The sequence below is a fragment of the Nonomuraea sp. NPDC048826 genome (genome assembly GCF_043198225.1).
In the GTDB taxonomy this organism is placed as follows: domain Bacteria; phylum Actinomycetota; class Actinomycetes; order Streptosporangiales; family Streptosporangiaceae; genus Nonomuraea.
In genome coordinates, this window is sequence record NZ_JBICUQ010000002.1 from 1024756 (window position 1) to 1044119 (window position 19364).

Annotated in this window: 13 protein-coding genes, 1 pseudogene and 1 CRISPR repeat array; of the genes and pseudogenes, 12 read left to right on the forward strand and 2 right to left on the reverse strand. The window is 68.6% G+C overall.

From position 1 onward, the window contains the following. The first annotated feature begins 478 nt into the window (after positions 1 to 478). Positions 479 to 1288 carry a transposase gene (locus tag ACGFI7_RS10390; RefSeq protein WP_393401774.1) on the forward strand — a complete coding sequence of 270 codons (810 nt, stop codon included), beginning with the start codon at positions 479 to 481 and terminating at the stop codon, positions 1286 to 1288. Between the two features lie 16 nt (positions 1289 to 1304). Next, positions 1305 to 1724 (forward strand): annotated as a pseudogene (locus tag ACGFI7_RS10395) (transposase family protein); the annotation flags it as partial. A 301-nt stretch (positions 1725 to 2025) separates the two neighbouring features. On the opposite strand, the gene ACGFI7_RS10400 reads toward ACGFI7_RS10395, so the two are convergent. Next, a complete protein-coding gene (locus ACGFI7_RS10400; protein WP_393401777.1) occupies positions 2026 to 3069 on the reverse strand; it encodes a helix-turn-helix domain-containing protein in 1044 nt (347 codons plus the stop codon). A gap of 182 nt (positions 3070 to 3251) precedes the next feature. Here ACGFI7_RS10400 and ACGFI7_RS10405 point away from each other — a divergent pair, with 182 nt between their 5' ends. The 4 genes from ACGFI7_RS10405 (at position 3252) to ACGFI7_RS10420 (ending at position 6500) form a co-directional block, all read left to right on the forward strand. Beyond that, on the forward strand, positions 3252 to 3506 hold the full coding sequence (locus ACGFI7_RS10405) for a DNA-binding protein (RefSeq protein ID WP_393401779.1): 255 nt from the start codon (positions 3252 to 3254) through the stop codon (positions 3504 to 3506). A gap of 13 nt (positions 3507 to 3519) precedes the next feature. Further along, on the forward strand, positions 3520 to 4389 hold the full coding sequence (locus tag ACGFI7_RS10410; RefSeq protein ID WP_393401782.1) for a toprim domain-containing protein: 870 nt from the start codon (positions 3520 to 3522) through the stop codon (positions 4387 to 4389). Then, the gene (locus tag ACGFI7_RS10415) at positions 4386 to 5933 is read left to right on the forward strand and encodes a YfjI family protein (RefSeq protein ID WP_393401785.1); all 1548 of its coding nucleotides are present in this window, start codon (positions 4386 to 4388) and stop codon (positions 5931 to 5933) included. Before ACGFI7_RS10410 ends, ACGFI7_RS10415 begins: the two co-directional genes overlap by 4 nt. A gap of 339 nt (positions 5934 to 6272) precedes the next feature. Further along, complete coding sequence (locus ACGFI7_RS10420) at positions 6273 to 6500, forward strand: hypothetical protein (protein ID WP_393401787.1); 228 nt, start codon at positions 6273 to 6275, stop codon at positions 6498 to 6500. A gap of 830 nt (positions 6501 to 7330) precedes the next feature. Beyond that, positions 7331 to 9007: a CRISPR direct-repeat array (repeat unit 29 nt; unit sequence GTGCTCCCCGCGCACGCGGGGATGGTCCC). Positions 9008 to 9083: 76 nt separating this feature from the next. Here ACGFI7_RS10420 and ACGFI7_RS10425 read toward each other — a convergent pair. Continuing rightward, complete coding sequence (locus ACGFI7_RS10425; RefSeq protein WP_393401789.1) at positions 9084 to 10676, reverse strand: ISL3 family transposase; 1593 nt, start codon at positions 10674 to 10676, stop codon at positions 9084 to 9086. 870 nt (positions 10677 to 11546) lie between these two features. Between ACGFI7_RS10425 and cas3 the strand changes: the two genes are divergently transcribed. Genes cas3 through cas6e form a run of 6 tightly spaced genes read left to right on the forward strand, consistent with a single transcriptional unit; the run spans position 11547 to position 19364 of the window. Then, positions 11547 to 14465, forward strand: coding sequence for a CRISPR-associated helicase Cas3' (cas3, locus tag ACGFI7_RS10430; RefSeq protein WP_393401791.1), 2919 nt, complete (start codon positions 11547 to 11549; stop codon positions 14463 to 14465). Beyond that, positions 14437 to 16143: a type I-E CRISPR-associated protein Cse1/CasA gene (gene casA, locus ACGFI7_RS10435; protein WP_393401794.1), complete on the forward strand. Its 1707-nt coding sequence runs from the start codon at positions 14437 to 14439 to the stop codon at positions 16141 to 16143. Before cas3 ends, casA begins: the two co-directional genes overlap by 29 nt. Beyond that, the gene (gene casB / locus ACGFI7_RS10440; protein WP_393401796.1) at positions 16140 to 16793 is read left to right on the forward strand and encodes a type I-E CRISPR-associated protein Cse2/CasB; all 654 of its coding nucleotides are present in this window, start codon (positions 16140 to 16142) and stop codon (positions 16791 to 16793) included. Before casA ends, casB begins: the two co-directional genes overlap by 4 nt. Then, positions 16790 to 17977, forward strand: coding sequence for a type I-E CRISPR-associated protein Cas7/Cse4/CasC (cas7e, locus tag ACGFI7_RS10445; RefSeq protein WP_393401798.1), 1188 nt, complete (start codon positions 16790 to 16792; stop codon positions 17975 to 17977). Before casB ends, cas7e begins: the two co-directional genes overlap by 4 nt. After that, the gene (cas5e, locus tag ACGFI7_RS10450) at positions 17974 to 18675 is read left to right on the forward strand and encodes a type I-E CRISPR-associated protein Cas5/CasD (RefSeq protein ID WP_393401801.1); all 702 of its coding nucleotides are present in this window, start codon (positions 17974 to 17976) and stop codon (positions 18673 to 18675) included. The genes cas7e and cas5e overlap by 4 nt, the downstream gene beginning before the upstream one ends. Then, positions 18675 to 19364 (forward strand): type I-E CRISPR-associated protein Cas6/Cse3/CasE, encoded by a 690-nt coding sequence (gene cas6e, locus ACGFI7_RS10455; RefSeq protein WP_393401803.1) that lies wholly within the window; start codon positions 18675 to 18677, stop codon positions 19362 to 19364. The genes cas5e and cas6e overlap by 1 nt, the downstream gene beginning before the upstream one ends.

Here is a 19364-nt window from a genome sequence, read left to right on the forward strand (position 1 = left end):
CGCGAGTCGTTTCGTCCGGGATATTCGTGCGGAATCGACGTTCCTCCTCTGGCTCCTGGCCCCGCTTTGCTGAGCTATTGGCCGGGCTGCAGGTCGAAGCCTGGCGACGAGCGCGCCCTGCAGGATTCGAACCTGATCACTCCGTTGACTCCGTACGTCCCCGAGCTTCGCCGACTCGGGCACTCGCCCCCGGAAGCCTTGATGCGAATCGGAACTTGACTCCTGACCGGAGGCCGTACGAATGGGGCGAGTCCTCAGCGGATGGTGGTCGGCGGACGAGTGAACGCCTGAGTCGAAACTGGACCTGGAGTTCTCTGCTGAGGCCGTGCACCTTGATTCCTCTCGACCGCGACCCCGTCAGTTGCCCCTTTTCGCCAAGATCGTGGCTTGAGCCAGCGGCGGGAGAGAGGCGGCTGCGGTCACCAGCTTCCCGGGCCTGGCCGACCTGACCGGTGTCCGGATGTCCGGGTGAGCGCCGGTGAACCGGCCGGACCGAGCGATGCGCCGCAGCCGCGGCAAGAGCGACGCCGTGGACGCCGAAGCCGCCGCTGTCGCAGTGCTGTCCGGGCGTGCCACCGCCATCCCCAAGGCCGCAGACGGCCAGGTCGAGCAGATGCGGATCTACAAGGTCGCCAAGGACTCGGCGATCAAGTCTCGCACGCAAGCGATCAACCAGATGAAGATGCTCCTCGTCAACGCCGAACCTGCACTCCGAGAGTCACTGACAGGCTTGGGCACTGCGACCTTGGTGGCACGATGCGCCGCGCTGCGGTCCGACGACCACTCCGGAGTGGAAGCTGCCTGCAGGCATGCCCTTCGTCTGCTTGCCATGCGCATCCAGCAGCTCACCCATGAGATCAAGGACCTCGACGGGCGCATCGCCGCTGCCGTCAAGACGACCGCGCCGCGGCTTCTCCAGCAGTTCGGCGTGGGCCCAGACTCCGCTGCCGCTCTGCTCATCGCAGCTGGCGACAACCCCGAACGGCTCGCCAGCGAGGCATCGTTCGCCGCCCTGTGCGGTGTCAGCCCTGTCGAAGCTTCGTCGGGCAAGAATCAACGCCATCGGTTGAACCGTGGCGGCAATCGCCAGGCGAATGCTGCCCTGTTCCGGGTAGTGATCACCCGTATACGGCGCCATCAGCCCACTCGCGATTACATCGCCCGCCGCACGCAGGACGGACTCTCGAAGAGAGAGATCATCCGCTGCCTGAAGCGCTACCTGTCGAGAACCCTCTTCAAGATCATCAAAGCTGCTCTCACACCCCCTGCGCCGGCGGAAGGGACTTGACGAACATAGGGGCATCAAACACCGCCGCCACGGCGTGAACGTGCAGGTCCTGGCCGATCCGGCCGGCCGGCTCATATGGGCCGCCCCTGCACTGCCCGGTGCCGCGCACGACCTGGCCGCGGCCCGCGCCACCGGCCTGGTCGACGCGCTGAGCGCCGCAGGAGTGACGACCTTCGCCGACAAGGGTTATCAAGGGGCGGGTGGCAGCATCCGCACGCCGTTCAAAGGCCATCGGCTGCGGCCGCCGCTGTCGCGCCATCAGCGCTCGGTCAACCGCGCACACGCGCGCATCCGCGCCTGCGGGGAACGCGCCGTTGCCACCTTGAAGACCTGGAAGATCCTGACCCGGCTGCGCTGCTACGCGCACCGCGCCACCACGATCGTGCAGGCCATCCTCGTCCTGCAGCTCATCGAAGAAGGCCGCTACTCAGGATGAAAAGTGCTCCTTGATAATCTCTAGGATTTCCATCCGCGTCTCGTGCCCCACCAGGCCGGCGTCCGCGATGTCGAGCAGGCGCCCCGCCTGCTGATAGAAGGCGGACAACTCGCTCTCGCTCCTGAAACCACCCAGCCTCAGGTAGACGCGCTTGCCGTCAGGCCCGGCAGGCAGCTCTTCCTTGCCGTGCCAGGTGCCGTGATGCGGATTCCACGTGCCGTCCTCGCGGCGGAGCTTTGGAAGTTGGCGCCGAGTTCACGGCCGCTCTCCCGGCACTTGCATCGTTTGTATCCATTTCCCGTCAACTTCTTGTTTTCACCTCATTCCGGGTTTCGCGGTGCATGCGTGCGATCTTTCTCGCTTCTTGGTAGTCCTCGATGCTCACCCCCAGTTCGGCGGCCAAGTCCTCCTGAGGCTGCCCGGCGCCGTGGTCTCCCGGGCTCGAAGCGAGCCGGGCTGCCAGGCTTTCGATCTGATCCTCGTGGTCCTGCGGTGTCCGGTCGCTGATCTGCCGTAGCCTGCGGTCGATCTCCTCCACCACCGGGTCGGTGGGGTGAGCGGTGCCGCGCTCGTAGGCGTTGATGACGCCGATCGCGGCCTCCAGAATCCCGGCGCGTACCAGCAGTTCGGTGGCGTGATAGACGAGGTCCGGCACCACTCGTACGGGAGAGCCCGGGATCTTGGTGGCGAACAGGTCGCGCAGGCGGACAAGGTCGGCCACGAGGCTGTGACGCCGCCGGGACCGGTGCGCCGGCGGAGTCAGATCGCGTCCGTCGCCCATGGCCCGCAGGGTCCGGTGCAGCACGTCGTAGGCGGCTGTCGCCTCGCGCCAGGAGTCGGTGTCCCGCCAGAAGGCGATCGCCTGCGCGGCCGTGTCCGGGTCGATTCTTCGCTGCGCCAGGAAGCCTTCGTAGGCGGTGCGGCTCTCGGGTTGGGTGAGGCGGTGGCGCACGCGGGCCCAGGCCAGGAGGAAGTGCGCGTACTGCTCGGCGGCGTTGCGGCCTTCGTGGGTGACGGTGCGGCTCAGGTCGTGCAGGTCCCGGCCTTCGGCGTCGTCCATGGGGAGCGGGAGTTCTTCCAGCGGGACGCCGAACACGCGAGATAGGGCGATCGCCTCGTCCACGCTGATCGCGCGGCGGCTGCCGTCGGGCCTGGGGTTGACGATCTTGGAGATGGCGGATTGGTGGGTCGGGCAGCCGGCGTTGGTGAGTTCCTGGGCCATGCGTTCCTGGGACCAGCCGCGCCTGCGCATCTCCCAGGCGATCCGCAGGGCGACGTTCTCTTCGCTCAGGCTGCGGCCGCCCGGCTCGCGGTGGGGGTGGTGGCGCGTCTGGTCCGCCGGCATGCGTCACTCCTCGGCATCACGATGATTCATCCCGAAGGGATGGAAGATTGCCAACACTAGGGTTGAAGGGTCGGCATTGTCCATGCCATCCTGACCGCGAGCGAGATCCCATCCCGAAAGACATCGACCGCCCGGCGCCGCCACCACGACCCCGAGCGGACCGTCAGAAAGGCACGCCCTCCATGGCCAAGGCCCTGACCACCGCGGAACTGCTCGCCCTGCCCGTCACCGTCGACCTCGTCACCGCCGCACGAGCGTTCGGCATCGGCCGGACCAAAGCCCACGAACTAGCCCGCAGCGGCCAGTTCCCCTGCCCCGTCCTGCGCGTCGGCCACACCTACCGCGTCGGCCGCGCCGCCCTGCTGCGCTGCCTCGACATCGACGACCCCGCGCTCACCCCGGCGCCGCCCGCCCAGACCACCGACCTCGCGTCCTGACCGGGGCTCCCTCATGAGCACCCCGTACACGCGCATCCTGCAAGCCCTCTACGCCACCACCGGCTACGCCCCACGCGGCACCGCCACCCAGAAAAGCGCCCGCTGCCCGGCGCACGACGACCGGCACCCGTCCCTGTCGGTCGGCGTCACCAGCACCGGCGTCGTCCTGATCACCTGCCACGGCGGACCCCGATGCCCTGCCGAAGACGTCATGCGAGCCCTCGGCCTGCCCCTGTCCGCCCTCTGGCCCGACACCACGCGCACCCCGCCGCCGCGCCAGCACCGCCCGGATCGCTGGATGCCCTGCGGCCACGACCGGGTGGCCGACTACCTCTACCAGGACGAGCGGGGAACCGTCCTGTACGGCGTCGCCCGCTGCGACCGCAAAGGCAACGGCTGCCAGGGCTTTCGCCAGTGGCGACCCGACCCGGCCCAACGCTCCGGCCGGCGCTGGAGCCTCTACGGCGCCGACGGCACGATGGCCGTGCGCCTGGTGCCCTACCGCCTGCCCGAAGTCATCACCGCGGTCCGCGAATCCCGGGCCGTGATGATCACCGAAGGGGAGAAGGACGCCGAAGCCCTCCGCGCCCGCCCCGGCATCACCGCCACCTGCAACGCCATGGGCGCCGGGAAATGGCAACCGGACTTCGCACGCTACTTCCACGGCGCCGACGTCTCCATCGTCGCCGACCGCGACCAGGCCGGCCGCGACCACGCCCAGGCGATCGTGGCCACCCTCATGCCCGTGGCCCGCTCCATCCACGTGCTGCAGGCCCGCCACGGCAAGGACGTCTGTGATCATTTCGCCGCCGGCGGCACCCTCGGCGATTTCCTCCAGGTGTGGGCGCCCAAGCCCTCCACCCTGCAGGGCATCAGCGGGTGAACGCCGCCAGCGGGCCGAACTGGGCCCCCGACATCACGAAACCCGGCCACCCTCCCGACCAGGAGCAACCCTGGGACGAGATCATCCCACTCGACGCACACCTCGCCCCGCCCGCATTCCCGCTCCAATGCCTGCCATCCTGGCTCGCCGACATCGTCCAGGCCGTGGCCGAAGAGACCCAGACCGCCCCCGACCTGGCCGCGGCCTTCGCCCTGGGCGGGCTGTCCACCGCAGCCGGCGGCAAAGCCGTCGTCCGCGTACGGGGCGGCTGGCACGAACCGCTCAACCTCTTCCTCCTGTGCGTGGCCCCGCCCGCCACCCGCAAATCGGCCGTCTTCCGGGCCATGACCGCCCCGCTCTACCAGGCAGAAGAACAACTCGTCCTCTCCGGCCGAGCCAAAGCCCGCCAGGCCGAACTGTTCCGCCTGCAACTGGAGGAGACCGACAAGCAGGCCAGAACCAAAGCGGTACGCAGCGGCTCGGCCAGCGACCTGGCCGAAGCCGAATCCACCGCCCTCGCTTTGGAAGAAGCGGTCGTCCCGCCCGAGGTCCAGCTGATCGCCAAGAACGTCACCCCGGAGGAGTGCTCCACGATCCTGTCCGAACAAGGGGGCCGTCTGGCCATCCTGTCGGCCGAAGGCGACCTGTTCGACATCGTGTGCGGCCGCTACAGCAACGGCGTGCCCGCCCTCAGCCCGTTCCTCGAAGCCCACGCCGGCGACGTGCTCAAGGTCAACCGCCGGGGCCGGGCCGAGTACGTGCGCTCTCCCGCCCTGACCATCGCGGTGTGCATCCAGCCCGCCGTGCTCACCTACATCGCCCGAAAGCCCCGCCTGCGCGGCCAGGGCTTGCTGGCCCGCTTCCTGTACGCGCTTCCCCACGACACCGTCGGCTACCGCAAGAGCGAACCCGACCTCGTCCCCGACGACGTCCGCCACACCTACGAGCGGAACATGAGGCACCTGGTCATCAGCCTCGCCGACTGGGACCCGCCGCAGATCCTCACCCTGTCCCCGCCGGCCACCAAACTCGTCACCGAGTTCCAGGACGAGATCGAGCCCAAGCTCCGGGCGGGTGTGGGCGAGCTCGACAGCCTGCGCGACTGGGCGGGCAAGCTCGTCGGCGCCGCCGTCCGCATCGCGGGCCTGCTGCACCTGGCGGAGCACCTCGGCGACGCCTTTCGCAAACCCGTCGCCGAGGAGACCATGCGGCGGGCCATCGACATCGCCCGCTATTACAGCGCCCACGCCGTGACCTGTTTCGGCGCGATGGCGGAAGACCGGCACACCCAACTGGCCCGCGACGCCGTGGCCTGGTTGACCCGGAACGAGAACGTCAGGACGATCCGGCGATTCAGCCGGCGCGACCTCCACCGAGGGATGCAGGCGAAGTTCAAGGATGCCTCGACGGTGGGCTCGGTGTTGTCGCTGCTGGACGCCCACGGTTATATCCGCCCCCTTCCTGAGCCTTCCGCCGGGTCCCGAGGCGGACGCAAGCCTTCTCCGAAGTACGCCGTCAACCCCCTTCTCTTCGGACAGCCATGACAGAACCGATGGGGTGCCTGTGGCCTGCAGAAACAGCTTGAACAGAAGGCGAGACAGAACGATGACGGAACTTCGGAACAGTGACAGAACTCCTTTCCGTCACTCCTCTTCGCCGCGACTGCGGGCAGGATTCGAGTTCTGTCATGTGCAGAGGGCATCTGTCACGGTGCCGTCCCTGCGGCATCAGACGACAACGGGCCAGATCAGAGCAGGTCCCGGATGTTCTGTCATTTTGTCACCAACCCTCGAATCGGAGACCACACAGGGATAGGAGCAGGGATACACATGAGCGTTTCGAATAACATCTGAAACGAATGGCCCCTTGGTAGAATCGCCCGTATGGAGCCCAGCGCCTTACGAGTGGAGAATTCGCACACCATCCATCTGGCAGGCACCAGCGTCGACCGCTACGACGTTGCGCTCCCCGCACCGGCCTGTCACACGGCGATCTCGGGTTGGGATCCGCGACGACTGCGTGCTTCTACGGCACCGGTGAACTGCCGGCGATGCCTGCGGCTGATCGAGCGGCAGCAAATCCCCGCCCTGCTTCAGGACGCGATCTTCTGAAACGGTCGGAGTGTGCTCTCTTCGCCGGCAACGTGAGAGCGCGCCGACGTGCCGGGGAGAAGTCTGCTGCTGGTCTTGTCGTCAACGACACTGGTGGGCACTGTCTCTGCCACGAGTACGGCGAACGCTCCGTCCCGCGCGGAGCCCTGCTGCTGTAGAACCGTTACGGGCGTAAGAATCCTGACCATCGCGGAACACCAGGCAGGTGAACCAAGTCGTCATCGGCAGGTCCGGCGGGAGCGGCCAGCTTCCCGCGGCGCGAACCCGGCCGTCTGATCGGTGTGCGGACGCTACCTGCCGCGCACCGATCACCACGACTCACGCGCTGACGACCGCCTGTCAGGACGCCCGTAGGTGCCTCGCTGGCGGATCTATCGGATGGCGGGTTGGTCGAGTTGGCCGGAGCCTGCGGTGGACACCCGGCCTCCCGGTCAGTCCAGTGCAGCCTCGTTCTCCGATAAGTCATGATCAGCGGGTACGACTTGGCGGCGCGCACTGGTGGAGCTGTGGGATGTGGCTCAGTTTGACGAGCTCGGCCTGTATCTGTTGTGGGCGTACAGTTCGAAGAACATGCGCTCGGCGCGGATGCCCGGACGGGCATGGTAGAGAGCGTCGTACCTGCGCTATAGCCAGGTGGCGTATGGGTGACGTGCCTCGGTCGTGAACGCGATTCTGGCGCCCGATGAGAGCCCGCTGCGTAACTTAGGAGCTCTATGTGATTGCCAGAGTGTCACATTTGCATTATTTGAGGCATTTGGGGGTAAATGTCCGCTTCTCTAAAAGTGCTCAATTTCAAATTCATCGCGTGATGAACGTGCAGGTCATTCAGTGTGCTCCCCGCGCACGCGGGGATGGTCCCAGGATCGTCCCGGCCGCGCCGACGCAGGCGTTGTGCTCCCCGCGCACGCGGGGATGGTCCCTTCGGGTCCGACTCGGTGAGAGCCGCGGACTCGTGCTCCCCGCGCACGCGGGGATGGTCCCGGCTTGTTGGGCAAGGCGGAGAACCTGCGTCGGTGCTCCCCGCGCACGCGGGGATGGTCCCGCCTGGGCGACCAGGTGGCCGACGCGCTGGCGGTGCTCCCCGCGCACGCGGGGATGGTCCCGCCCGAACCATGCGCATCGTGTTCGCCGTCTGGTGCTCCCCGCGCACGCGGGGATGGTCCCTGGGGCAGCGTCGTCCGCGGCGGCGAGCACATGTGCTCCCCGCGCACGCGGGGATGGTCCCGACCCAGCAGCGCCCAGGTCGAGCGAGTCGCCGTGCTCCCCGCGCACGCGGGGATGGTCCCCCGAGCGGCCGGTCGGCACCCGGGCCGGTCATGTGCTCCCCGCGCACGCGGGGATGGTCCCAGCTCCGCGACGACCTCCGGAGCCTTGGTGACGTGCTCCCCGCGCACGCGGGGATGGTCCCAGCCCGCCCAGCTCGCGGGCCTCGATCACGCCGTGCTCCCCGCGCACGCGGGGATGGTCCCGCCTGTTCGACCCGGGCGCGTTCCGTGCCTGGGTGCTCCCCGCGCACGCGGGGATGGTCCCGGCACAGGGTTCGTCACCGACCGCTTCAAGCGGTGCTCCCCGCGCACGCGGGGATGGTCCCGGCACCCCCGGCACGCCGCTGACCGCCTCCCCGTGCTCCCCGCGCACGCGGGGATGGTCCCACGACGCCGGCGGCGCCGACCTCAAGACTCTGGTGCTCCCCGCGCACGCGGGGATGGTGCGCCGACGAACTCGTGGGACCTCGCCGCCAGGCTGGTGCTCCCCGCGCACGCGGGGATGGTCCCGGCCGCGGCCGGCCGATCTCGTTCCGGGAAGCGTGCTCCCCGCGCACGCGGGGATGGTCCCACGGCCACGATGTGGGCGCGCTCCAGGGCCGGGTGCTCCCCGCGCACGCGGGGATGGTCCCGTGCAGCTCGCCAAGTACGTGGAGCCACGCAGGTGCTCCCCGCGCACGCGGGGATGGTCCCCCGACCCCGCCCGCTTCGACGGCGTCGAGCGCGTGCTCCCCGCGCACGCGGGGATGGTCCCGCGGGCACGTGCCGGTCCGGCAGCCGGACGGTGTGCTCCCCGCGCACGCGGGGATGGTCCCAACTCGAGTCCGCCGGAGGCGGCGCCGCAGACGTGCTCCCCGCGCACGCGGGGATGGTCCCGTGTGGGACGGGTCGGTCCGCTCGTCGAAGACGTGCTCCCCGCGCACGCGGGGATGGTCCCGGCGAACGCGAGGGTGGCCCAGCGGGCGGCCCGTGCTCCCCGCGCACGCGGGGATGGTCCCCCTGACCTCAGTGTGACGGTATGGGCTCTGCTGTGCTCCCCGCGCACGCGGGGATGGTCCCATCTGATCGAGCAACAATGCGCGCACGGGGTGGTGCTCCCCGCGCACGTGGGGATGGTCCCACGGTCCAGCTCCGCGCCACCGGAGGCGGAGCGTGCTCCCCGCGCACGCGGGGATGGTCCCATCGAAGATCATCGCTTCCGTGCCGCCGACGAGTGCTCCCTGCGCACGCGGGGATGGTCCCGACAAGCTCGACTGACGGCGGCCATGAGAAGCGGTTCTGATCCACTCGCTGTGATCGGAACCGATAGTCACGAAGCTCAGTCTGCGTGAAGGATCTGAAGACGCAGCAGTTCGAAGGATGCGCGCCCATAGCCGTCCCTCTTGATCCGCTTGATCCGATTCACGTTGCCTTCGACTCGGCCGGAGTTCCACCTCATGCTCAGTCCCGCGGTCACCGCGGCCAGGTCCTGGCGGATGCCGTTGACCAGGCTCTTTAGGGGCGGGAGGTCAGTGGCTTCGGCTTGGTCCAGCCAGGCAGGTAGCCGGTGTCCGTCCAGGGCGGCCATCATCTGCGCGAACGATTCCACGCAAGCTGCGACAGCCTCAAGTTCGGGGCATCGGGCCAGCAGTTTCTTCAGCCGGATTGTGGCGTTCTCGTCCAGGTGCTCGGGATCGCTCGTGATCAGGTGGGTGGCGCGGCGGGCCGTGAGGTGCCGGGTGACCTTGGGGGCGGGCTTTCCGCTCACGCGCACGGCCTGCAGGTGGCGGCGCACCGTCCTCTGGCTACCGGTGTAGCCGCGTTCGCGGATCTCCTCGAACAACCGCGCCGCGTCAGTGCAACCCTGATTCCATCGTTCATGCAGGTAAGGCAAGAACGGATCGACCCGCGAGCCGCGTCGTCCGTCCCGGACGGGAGCCAGGTCTTCCGGTGTGACGGCGTGGGCGTAGCGGCGCACGGTCTTGCGGTCCAAGCCAAGCGCCTCACCGATCGCGGAGATCCCCACCCCCTTGGCCAGCAGGTCACGGACCGCGGCGTGCCGTTCACGGCGCTTGGCGGCGCGTGCTCCCTCCCACTGGGCCGGGACACCGCCGATGGCAACCGCCTGCAGCGGAGTCGACGCCAGCTGCTCGGAGGCGTCCTCGACCGGCTCGGACAGGCAGGCTCGGTGCAGCAGGACGCACTTCTCCACCGCGTCGCACACGTTGCGCCAGACGTGGAAACGATCCGCGACCTGCACGGCTTCCGGCGCGGCGGTGCGTACGGCTTCGGCATAGGCGCCGCCGCGGTCACGGCAGACGATCTCCGCACCGGGATGGGCGCGCAGCCACGCGGTCAGGGTGTCGGCAGTCCGGTCGGGCAGTACGTCCACCCGCTCGCCGGTCTCCATGTCGATCAGGATCGTGGCATACACATGCCCCTTGCGGGTGGCGAAGTCGTCCACCCCCAGCACGCGCGGCGCCCTGGCCCGCGACTGCTCGGGGCGGCGGCGCAGCAGCCGCAGCAGCGTGTTCGCGCTGACCGTGATTCCCAGGTCCTCGGTGAGCCGCGCTGCGGGCCGACCCGCCAGAACCAGCATGAGGCGCTCCAATAAGCGTCGCAGCCTCGGCGTGCGACGGGCGAACCGCTCGGTTAAGCCCTCGACCTGCTCCACGAACGTCGTCCGCTCACACGTCCGTGCCGTGCAACGAAAACGCTGCACCAGCAGGTCGATTACCATCCGGCGTCCGGTCAGCGTCACATCCGCCAGCCGGCGCCGATAGCTTCCATGCCGTCGCTCCGACCGAGTGCCACAGGCCGGGCACCTCGCCTCAGGCGTGGTGGTCCTGGCCGCGACCGTCACCGCGAACTCCTCTACCCTGACCTCCTCCACAGCGACGGCTCCAGCATGATCACGTAGAGGAGAGAGCACACCAAAGTCACACGCGCCAAGATCATGCCGGATTGGGCGAGGTCACGTGATCGGTTCACAGCGAGTGGATCAGAACCGAACTCTCACAGGCCATTGACACTCGACCAGCTGCTCGACCGCCTCGGGTGCTCCCCGCGCACGCGGGGATGGTCCCTGAACCGGATGTGACGACCCCCCAGGGCCCCCGTGCTCCCCGCGCACGCGGGGATGGTCCCGACTCCATCGGCTCGATGTCGTAGGCGTCGTAGTGCTCCCCGCGCACGTGGGGATGGTCCCGACCCGCTCGGCCGCCGCCCGGGCCAAGAGCTGTGCTCCCCGCGCACGCGGGGATGGTCCCGGGAGCCGCACCAGCTCGGCGCCGCGCTCGCCGTGCTCCCCGCGCACGCGGGGATGGTCCCGGGAGCCGCACCAGCTCGGCGCCGCGCTCGCCGTGCTCCCCGCGCACGCGGGGATGGTCCCGCCCGGGGCGGCGTGCTCCCTGGGCACGCGGGGATGGCCCCTCCGGTTCCCGATCACCTTCGAGGACGGACAAGTGCTTCCCGCACGCGGGGATGGTCCCCAGAAGAGCCTCGCCTGCGCCCACCGGCAGGCGGCCGTGAAGATCAGCCCGGAGGACGTACTCCTTGCGAGCACGTGGGGACGGTCCCCGACCAAGGATGTCTTTCCAGGTCCGCGACCTGGCGCTCCCCCCGCATGGGATAGCCCAGAGGGCCAACGAAACGGTTGATTTTGGTGGCTCTGTATAGTTCGGACTTCTTGATTGGAACGTAGCCAATAAGTGCGTGAAATTGCAGCGCGTCTCAAACGGGATTTTTGGGAAATTTCATCGTTTGCCGAGCGCCGCCCTAGATCATGACCTTTAATGCCATCGTGCAGAACGATCGAGATCTCCAAGCCCATTTTGCTGCCGGCCTATCGAAAGCTGCAATTTCGGTCTGGGCAAAACATGATCGTTCTACGGACGAATGGATGCCTTTGTGGCGGCATTTGGCAGACGCCGGTGCGGTTGCGGGAAGGCTGTGGGATCGATGGCTCCCTGAGCAGGTCAAGCAGGTGATCGCTGAACCGCTTCCCGGCGGCCTAGAAGACGGGCGTCGGCTCGCCGTCTGGTTGGCCGCCACTCACGACATCGGGAAGTTGACTCCGGCGTTCGCCTGCCAGGTGGAGTCACTTGCCGATGGGATGCGATCGGCTGGCCTGGATATGCCGCTGCAGAGCCGGATGCCCGATAGGAAGTTGGCCCCTCACGGCCTTGCCGGGCAGGTGCTTCTGCGTGATTGGCTGGTCGAGCGTTATCGCTGGAAGCGTTCGGCCACATATCAGTTCACGGTTATCGCTGGCGGGCACCATGGTGTCCCGCCCACCCACGAAAGCATCCGAGATCTGGACGCCCACTCGCATCTGGTGCGTACTCCGGCGTGTGCCGCGCTGTGGCAGCAGGTGCAATGGGAGATCCTGGATCGCTGCGCCGAAGCGTGTGGAGTCGTCGGCGCACTGCCGGACTGGGCGGCGGTCAAGCTGTCCCAGCCCGCTCAGGTCCTGTTGACCGGTTTGGTCATCGTGGCCGATTGGATCGCGAGCGACGCCGACCTGTTTCCGTACTCGCCGGAAGCATGGAGGAGAAGTGAACGCGAGCGGGTGGAGGGGGCCTGGCGGGAACTGGGCCTGCCGTCCCCGTGGCGTGCGTGCGAACTCACGGGCGAGCCAGAGCAACTGATCTTCTCCCGGTTCCGGCTTCCGAACGGAGCTCGCGTCCGGCCCGTACAGGAACGCGCGGTTGAGGCGGCGCGGGCGATGTCGACGCCGGGTCTGATGATGATCGAAGCGCCCATGGGGGAGGGCAAGACAGAGGCGGCGCTGGCGGTGGCCGAGGTCTTCGCCGCCCGGTCCGGCGCCGGAGGCATATTCGTCGGATTGCCGACCATGGCCACGAGCAGCGCCATGTTCCCGCGCATGCTCCGGTGGCTGGAGCAGGTGCCCGATGACCAGGCCGATATCGGGGTCCGTTCGGTGCAGTTGGCGCATTCCAAGGCGGCTCTCAACGACGACTACACCCGGCTGGCGCGCACCGCGCCCCGGCCGATGCTCGGTGTCGACGTCGACGGCCGTGCTGATGACTATCGCCCGCTGGCGGATCACGCCGTCAACTCCGCCGCGATGGTGGCCCATCATTGGCTGCGCGGCAGGAAGAAGGGCATGCTGGCGTCGTTCGTCGTGGGAACGATCGATCAGCTGCTGTTCATGGGATTGAAGAGCCGTCATCTGGCGCTGCGGCACCTGGCGCTGGCGGGCAAGGTCGTCGTCATCGACGAGGCTCATGCGTACGACACGTACATGAACGCGTACCTGGATCGGGTGCTGTCGTGGCTGGGCGCCTACCGCGTGCCCGTGATCGTGCTGTCTGCGACTCTGCCGGCCGGGCGCAGGCGTGAACTGGCCGAGGCGTACGCGGGAACCACTGAACCGAGCCCTGACTTCGCCCAGGTCGAAGCAGCCAGAGGCTACCCGCTGCTCACCGCCGTCGAGCCGGGCCGGACGCACGCGCCCGAGACCGTGGCCGCCTCCGGCCGCAGAGCCGACGTGCACGTGGAACGGCTGGACGACGACCTGACGGTCCTGGGCGACAGGCTGGCCGAGGAACTCGCGGAAGGCGGCTGCGCGCTCGTCGTGCGTAACACGGTCGACCGCGTGCTGGAGACCGCGGCCTTCTTTCGGGGCCGCTTCGGCGCCGACAACGTGACCGTGGCGCACGCGCGCTTCATCGATCTGGATCGCGCGGCCAAGGACGCCGATTTGCTGGAACGGTTCGGCCCGCCGGCGGCCGGCGAAGGCCGACGCCCAGCCGGGCCGCACATCGTGGTGGCGAGCCAGGTGGCCGAGCAATCCCTCGACATCGACTTTGATCTCCTGGTGTCGGATCTGTGTCCCATCGACCTCCTTCTGCAGCGTATGGGAAGGACACATCGGCACGGGCGCGGCCAAGGCCAAAGTGAGCGGCCGCCTCGGTTGCGTACTGCGCGCTGCCTGGTGACGGGCGCGGACTGGACCACGGTTCCGGTTGAGCCGGTGGCCGGTTCCGTCTCCGTCTACCGCAAGCACGCGCTGCTGCGCTCGGCCGCGGTGCTGGAGCCGTACCTGTCCGGGACCGCCGTCACCGGTCACGTCGTGCGGTTGCCCGAAGACATCAGCGCGCTCGTACAGGCGGCCTACGGCGGCGGGCAGGTCGGGCCGCAGCAGTGGCAGGAGGCTCTCGAACAGGCGCGCCGGCAGCAGGACCTCCATCACGCCGACCAGCACAAGAGGGCTCTCGATTTCCAGATCGCGGCCGAAGGCCGGCCCGGCCGCCCGCTGCTCGGCTGGCTGGAGGCGGGCGTTGGTGACGCCGACGACACGCGCAAGGGCCGCGCCCAGGTCCGCGACAGCCGGGAAAGTCTGGAAGTGCTCGTCGTTCAGCGCCGCCCGGACGGCACCCTCGCAACCCTGCCCCACCTCACCAACGGGCGAGGAGGGCTGGAGCTGTCCGCCGACTCCCCGCCCGACCCCGAAGCCGCACGGGTGGTGGCCGGGTGCGGCCTGCGACTGCCGTTCGCCTTCACCTTTCCGAAAGTCCTCGACCAGGCGATCGAGGAACTGGAGAAGGACTACATCGCGGCATGGCAGAACAAGGAGTGCCACTGGCTGGCGGGTGAGCTGATTCTCGTGCTCGACGAAAACTGTCGCCGCCGGCTGGCAGGCTTCGACCTGCGTTACACCCCTGCTGATGGCTTGGAGGTGGCTCGTGCTCAATGATCCCGCCGCATCGTCCTTCGATCTGACCCGTGAGCGGTGGCTGCCCGTGCAGCGCCAGGACGGCCGCGAGGAGGAGGTCTCCCTCCGGGAAATCTTCACGGAGGCCGATGACTTTCGCCGCGTGGTCGCAGACGTCCCCACACAGGAGTTCGCTCTGCTGCGGCTGCTGCTGGCGATCGTCCACGACACGATCGAGGGTCCGCAAGACCTGGAGGAGTGGCAGGAACTCTGGGGTGCGGGGCTCCCCGTCGAACGCATCCACGCCTACCTGGATCAACACCGGGATCGCTTCGACCTGCTCGACCCCGCTCAGCCGTTCTTCCAGACCCCCCGCCTGGAGACGACCAGGGGAGACATGACGTCCCTGGACCGGCTGGTGGCCGACGTCCCCAACGGTGCCCCCTTCTTCACCATGCGCGCCCGCGGCGTCGATCGGCTGAGTTTCGCCGAAGCGGCCCGCTGGGTGGTCCACGCCCACGCCTACGACACCTCCGGCATCAAGACCGGTGTCAAAGGCGACCCGCTGGTCAAGGGAGGCAAGGCCTATCCCCGCGGTGTGGGCTGGGCGGGCAGGCTGGGCGGTGTCCTGATCGAGGGCGCGAACCTCCGCCAGACGCTGTTGCTCAACTTGATCGCCTTCGACACCGACAGCCTGCGGATCGACGCCGGCCACGACCGCCCGGCCTGGCGGCGCCCGCCCACGGGGCCGGGCCAGGCCGATGAGCTGGAACTGGCTCGGCGACCGGCCGGGCTGCGCGATCTGTACACCTGGCAGTCCCGCCGCATCCGGCTGGCCTTCGACGCCGAAGGCGTCTACGGCGCGATCCTCACCTATGGAGATCCGCTGGAGGGGCACAACAAGCACCAGTACGAGCCGATGACCGGCTGGCGGCGCAGCGAAGCCCAGGAGAAGAAGCTGAGCTTGCCGCAGGTCTACATGCCGCGCGAGCACGACAAAAGCCGCAGCGCCTGGCGCGGCCTGGCCGCCCTGGTCGCCGGGCGCGCCCCCGGCTGGCAGCAGCGAAAGGAAGCCGAGAGGATCGTCCGGCCCCGGATCCTCGGCTGGGCCGCCCGGCTGGCCGTGGAGGGCGAACTGCCGCTCGACCTGCTGATCCGGGCACGGTTGTTCGGGGCGGAGTACGGCACCCAGCAGTCCGTGATCGACGAGATCATCGACGACGCGGTGGCGATGCCCCTGGTGCTGCTGTATGAGCGCGATCAACGCCTCGGACAGACGGCCATCGACGCGGTCGGCGACGCCGAGGACGCGGTGAGCGTGCTCGGCGACTTCGCGGCCGCCCTGGCCCGAGCGGCGGGAGCCGAGAGCGACCCGGCCAGGGAAGCCGCCCGGTCTCTCGGCTTCAGCGCACTCGATGGACCGTTCCGGGACTGGCTGATGCACCTCGCCCCTCACCACGACCCGGACGAACGACGGGCCACTTGGCAGGGGCGGGCCCATCGCCTCATCGCCCGCCTCGCCGACGAGCTCCTGCGCGCTGCGGGCGACACCGCCTGGGAAGGACGCGTCATCGAGACGAAGGGACGCCTCCTCTGGCTCAACGCCTCCCAAGCTGACCTGTCCTTCCGATTCCGCCTGCGCAGGGCCCTGCCGATGGCCGCCCCACCCGGAGACGACCCAGGAACCGGCCAGCAACAGAAAGCCGAGGCACAGTCATGACCATCGCCGCTCCCGCGGCCTACCGCCAGATCGCCGAACTCGTGGGCTCAAGCGCCGGCATCTACATCAGCCACCTGCAAAAGGGCTACCTGGACGACCAGAGCTGGGCGGTGGCGACCCTCGCGCAACTCCGCCGTGGCGCGGGCAAGCTTCCACAGGAGGTGCCCGAGCTGTGGGGCGTCTGCGGCATGGAGCGGCTCTACGACGAGCGGGACCTGACCGAGAAGGAATCGGTCAGGGCGGAGGCCGCGCTTTTCCTGGCCGTGACCTTGTACGCGCTCCACCAGCAGTCCCAGGACAACAAGCGGATGCACGAAGACGGGATCGAGCTGGGGGAGGCGGTTCGCCGCCTGATGCCGGACGACGGCATCGAGGAGACGATCCGGCGCAGGTTCGTCCGCCTCGGCACCGCCACCACCCGCCAGGCGCTGGCCAACCGGCTGCGCGAGATCATCACCTTGCTGCGCCGCGACTCCATCCCGCTCGACTACGCCCTGCTCGCGCAGCAGCTCTACCTCGCCCAGCACCCCGATGGCATGCGACGCGTACGAGCCAGCTGGGGGCGCGCTTTCCACTCCTACCGCCGCCGTACGCCACCGACACAAACCAGCGCCGACAACGCCGCACCCCCCGAGAAGGAAGCCCGATGACCCGAACCATCCTCGAACTGCACGTGCTGCACACCGTCCCGCCGAGCTGCCTCAACCGCGACGACACCGGCACCCCGAAGACCGCCACCTACGGTGGTGTCCGCCGCGCCCGGGTGTCCAGCCAGGCGTGGAAGCGCGCCACCCGGCAGCGGTTCCACGACATGCTGGACCCGTCCGAGCTCGGAGTCCGCACCCGCAAGGTGGCCGAGCTGCTGGCCGAGCGGATCAGGAAGCTCGACGAGTCCGTCGAGACGACCGAGGCGTGGGCGCTGGCCGCCGAGACGATCCAGGTGGCCACCGGGTCCAAGATCGAGCAGCCCAAGCGGGCCAAGGCGAACGCCGAAGAGCCACCCGCACCCGAGTCCAAGTACCTGATGTTCCTCAGCGCCCACCAATTGGACGGCCTGGCCGCCCTGGCGATCAAAGCACGAGCCGGCGGCAAGGACTTCTACAAGGACAAGACGGTCAAAGAGGAGGCCAGACAGATCGCCAACACCCGGCACTCGGTGGACATCGCCCTGTTCGGCCGCATGGTGGCCGATGGCGCCGACGTCAACGTCGACGCCGCAGCCCAGGTGGCGCATGCCATCAGCGTCCACCAGGCCGACATCGAGTCGGACTACTACACCGCCGTCGACGACTACAAGAACCGGGACACCGACGACCTGGGCGCGGGCATGATCGGCACGGTCGAGTTCAACTCGGCCACCCTCTACCGGTACGCCGCCATCGACGTCGACCTCCTGGCCAAGAACCTCGGCAAGGGGCTGCGCGACGACGAACCCGTCACCGAGCCCGTGCGCCGGGCTGCGGAGGCCTTCGTCGAGAGCTTCATCACGTCCCTGCCCACGGGGAAGATCAACACCTTCGGCAACCACACCCTGCCCGACGCGGTGGTGGTGAAGGTGCGATCGTCGCGCCCGATCAACGCCGTGGCAGCATTCGAGGAGCCCTGCCGCACGGAGCCGGAGACCGGCGGGCACGTGCGCCACGCCGCCCACGCCCTGGCCTCCTATCTGCCCGAGGTCGAGCAGGTGTACGGGCTCGCAAACGACACGCCGAGCTGGGTCATGAGGGTCGGCAAAAACACCCAGGCCCTGTCCGAGCTGGGGATCGAAGTGTCACTCCCGGAGCTCGTGGCGGCTGTCGGCGAGGAGATCGCCGGGAGGCAGGGCCAGGGATGAGCGTCCTGCTGATGCAGCTCGCCGGCCCCTTGCAGTCGTGGGGAGCGTCCTCACGGTTCTCCCGGCGCTCCACCGAAGCCGCGCCCACCAAGAGCGGCGTGATCGGCCTGCTGGCGGCGGCCCTGGGACGGCAACGCACCGACGACCTCGCCGACCTCGCGGCGCTGCGTTTCGGCGTGCGCACCGATCAGCGCGGAGCGCTGCTGCGCGACTTCCAGACAGCCCACCACTTCGTCACCGGTGACGCGCAGCCGATCTCCGAGCGCTACTACCTGGCCGACGCCGTCTTCGTGGCCGGCGTGGAAGGCGACACGGGACTCATCGAGAGCCTGCACGCGGCGCTGCGCTCCCCGGTCTTCCTGCCGTACCTCGGACGCCGCTCCTGCCCTCCGACCCGCCCCGTAGAACTTCGCGTCGACCATGAACGCACTCTCGAACAAGCGCTCCGAGATCTGCCCTGGCAGGCCGCCCGCTGGTATCAGCGTCGCCGCCGTCACGACCAGCAGATCGACCTGGAGATCCTCGTCGAGGCCACACCGGCCGAAGGCGGCGGCGACAGCCTGCGCGACCAGCCGCTCAGCTTCGATCCCCTGCACCGCCGCTACGCGCTGCGAGGCGTGCGCCGGATCCCGGCCAGGGTGCCCAATCCGGCCGCCCTGCCTGCCCACGACCCCACCTTTCTGCTGGAAGATGCCTGATGTATCTGACACGGTTTCGCCTGAACACCGCTCGCGTGGGCGCGCGCAAGCTGCTGTCCTCGCCTCAGGCCCTGCACGCCGCCGTCATGTCGTCCTTCGCCGAGATTCCGCCCCCGAACGAAGAGGGGCCGCGGGTGCTGTGGCGGATCGACCGCAACAGCAAGGCCGAGACCTGCCTCTACATCGTCGGCCCGGACAAACCCGACCTCACCCACCTGGTGGAACAGGCCGGCTGGCCGGAAACCGGACGTTGGCAGACCTACGACTACCAAGCGCTGCTGTCCCGGCTCTCCACGGGCAGCCGATGGGCCTTCCGGCTGACGGCCAACCCGGTGCACAGCATCCGCCGTAAGGCCGAAGAGCCCACCAAGCGCACCGCCCACGTCAGCCAGAAGCACCAGATCGACTGGCTGCTGCAACGACAAGAGAGCGCCGGCTTCAAGGTGGTCGAGAAGCCGTCGGAGCTTCAGCTCATACCTGGCCTCGACACCCACGAACTGGTCATCCACGACCGGATGCAACTCGCGTTCAAAAAGCGCGGCAACGCCAAGCTGGTCACCCTGCTCACCGTCACTTTCGACGGTCGTCTGGAAGTCACCGACCCCGAAGCGTTCCGCCGTACTCTCACCCGAGGTCTCGGCCGGGGCAAGGCCTACGGCTGCGGCCTGATGACCTTGGCACAGGCCTAG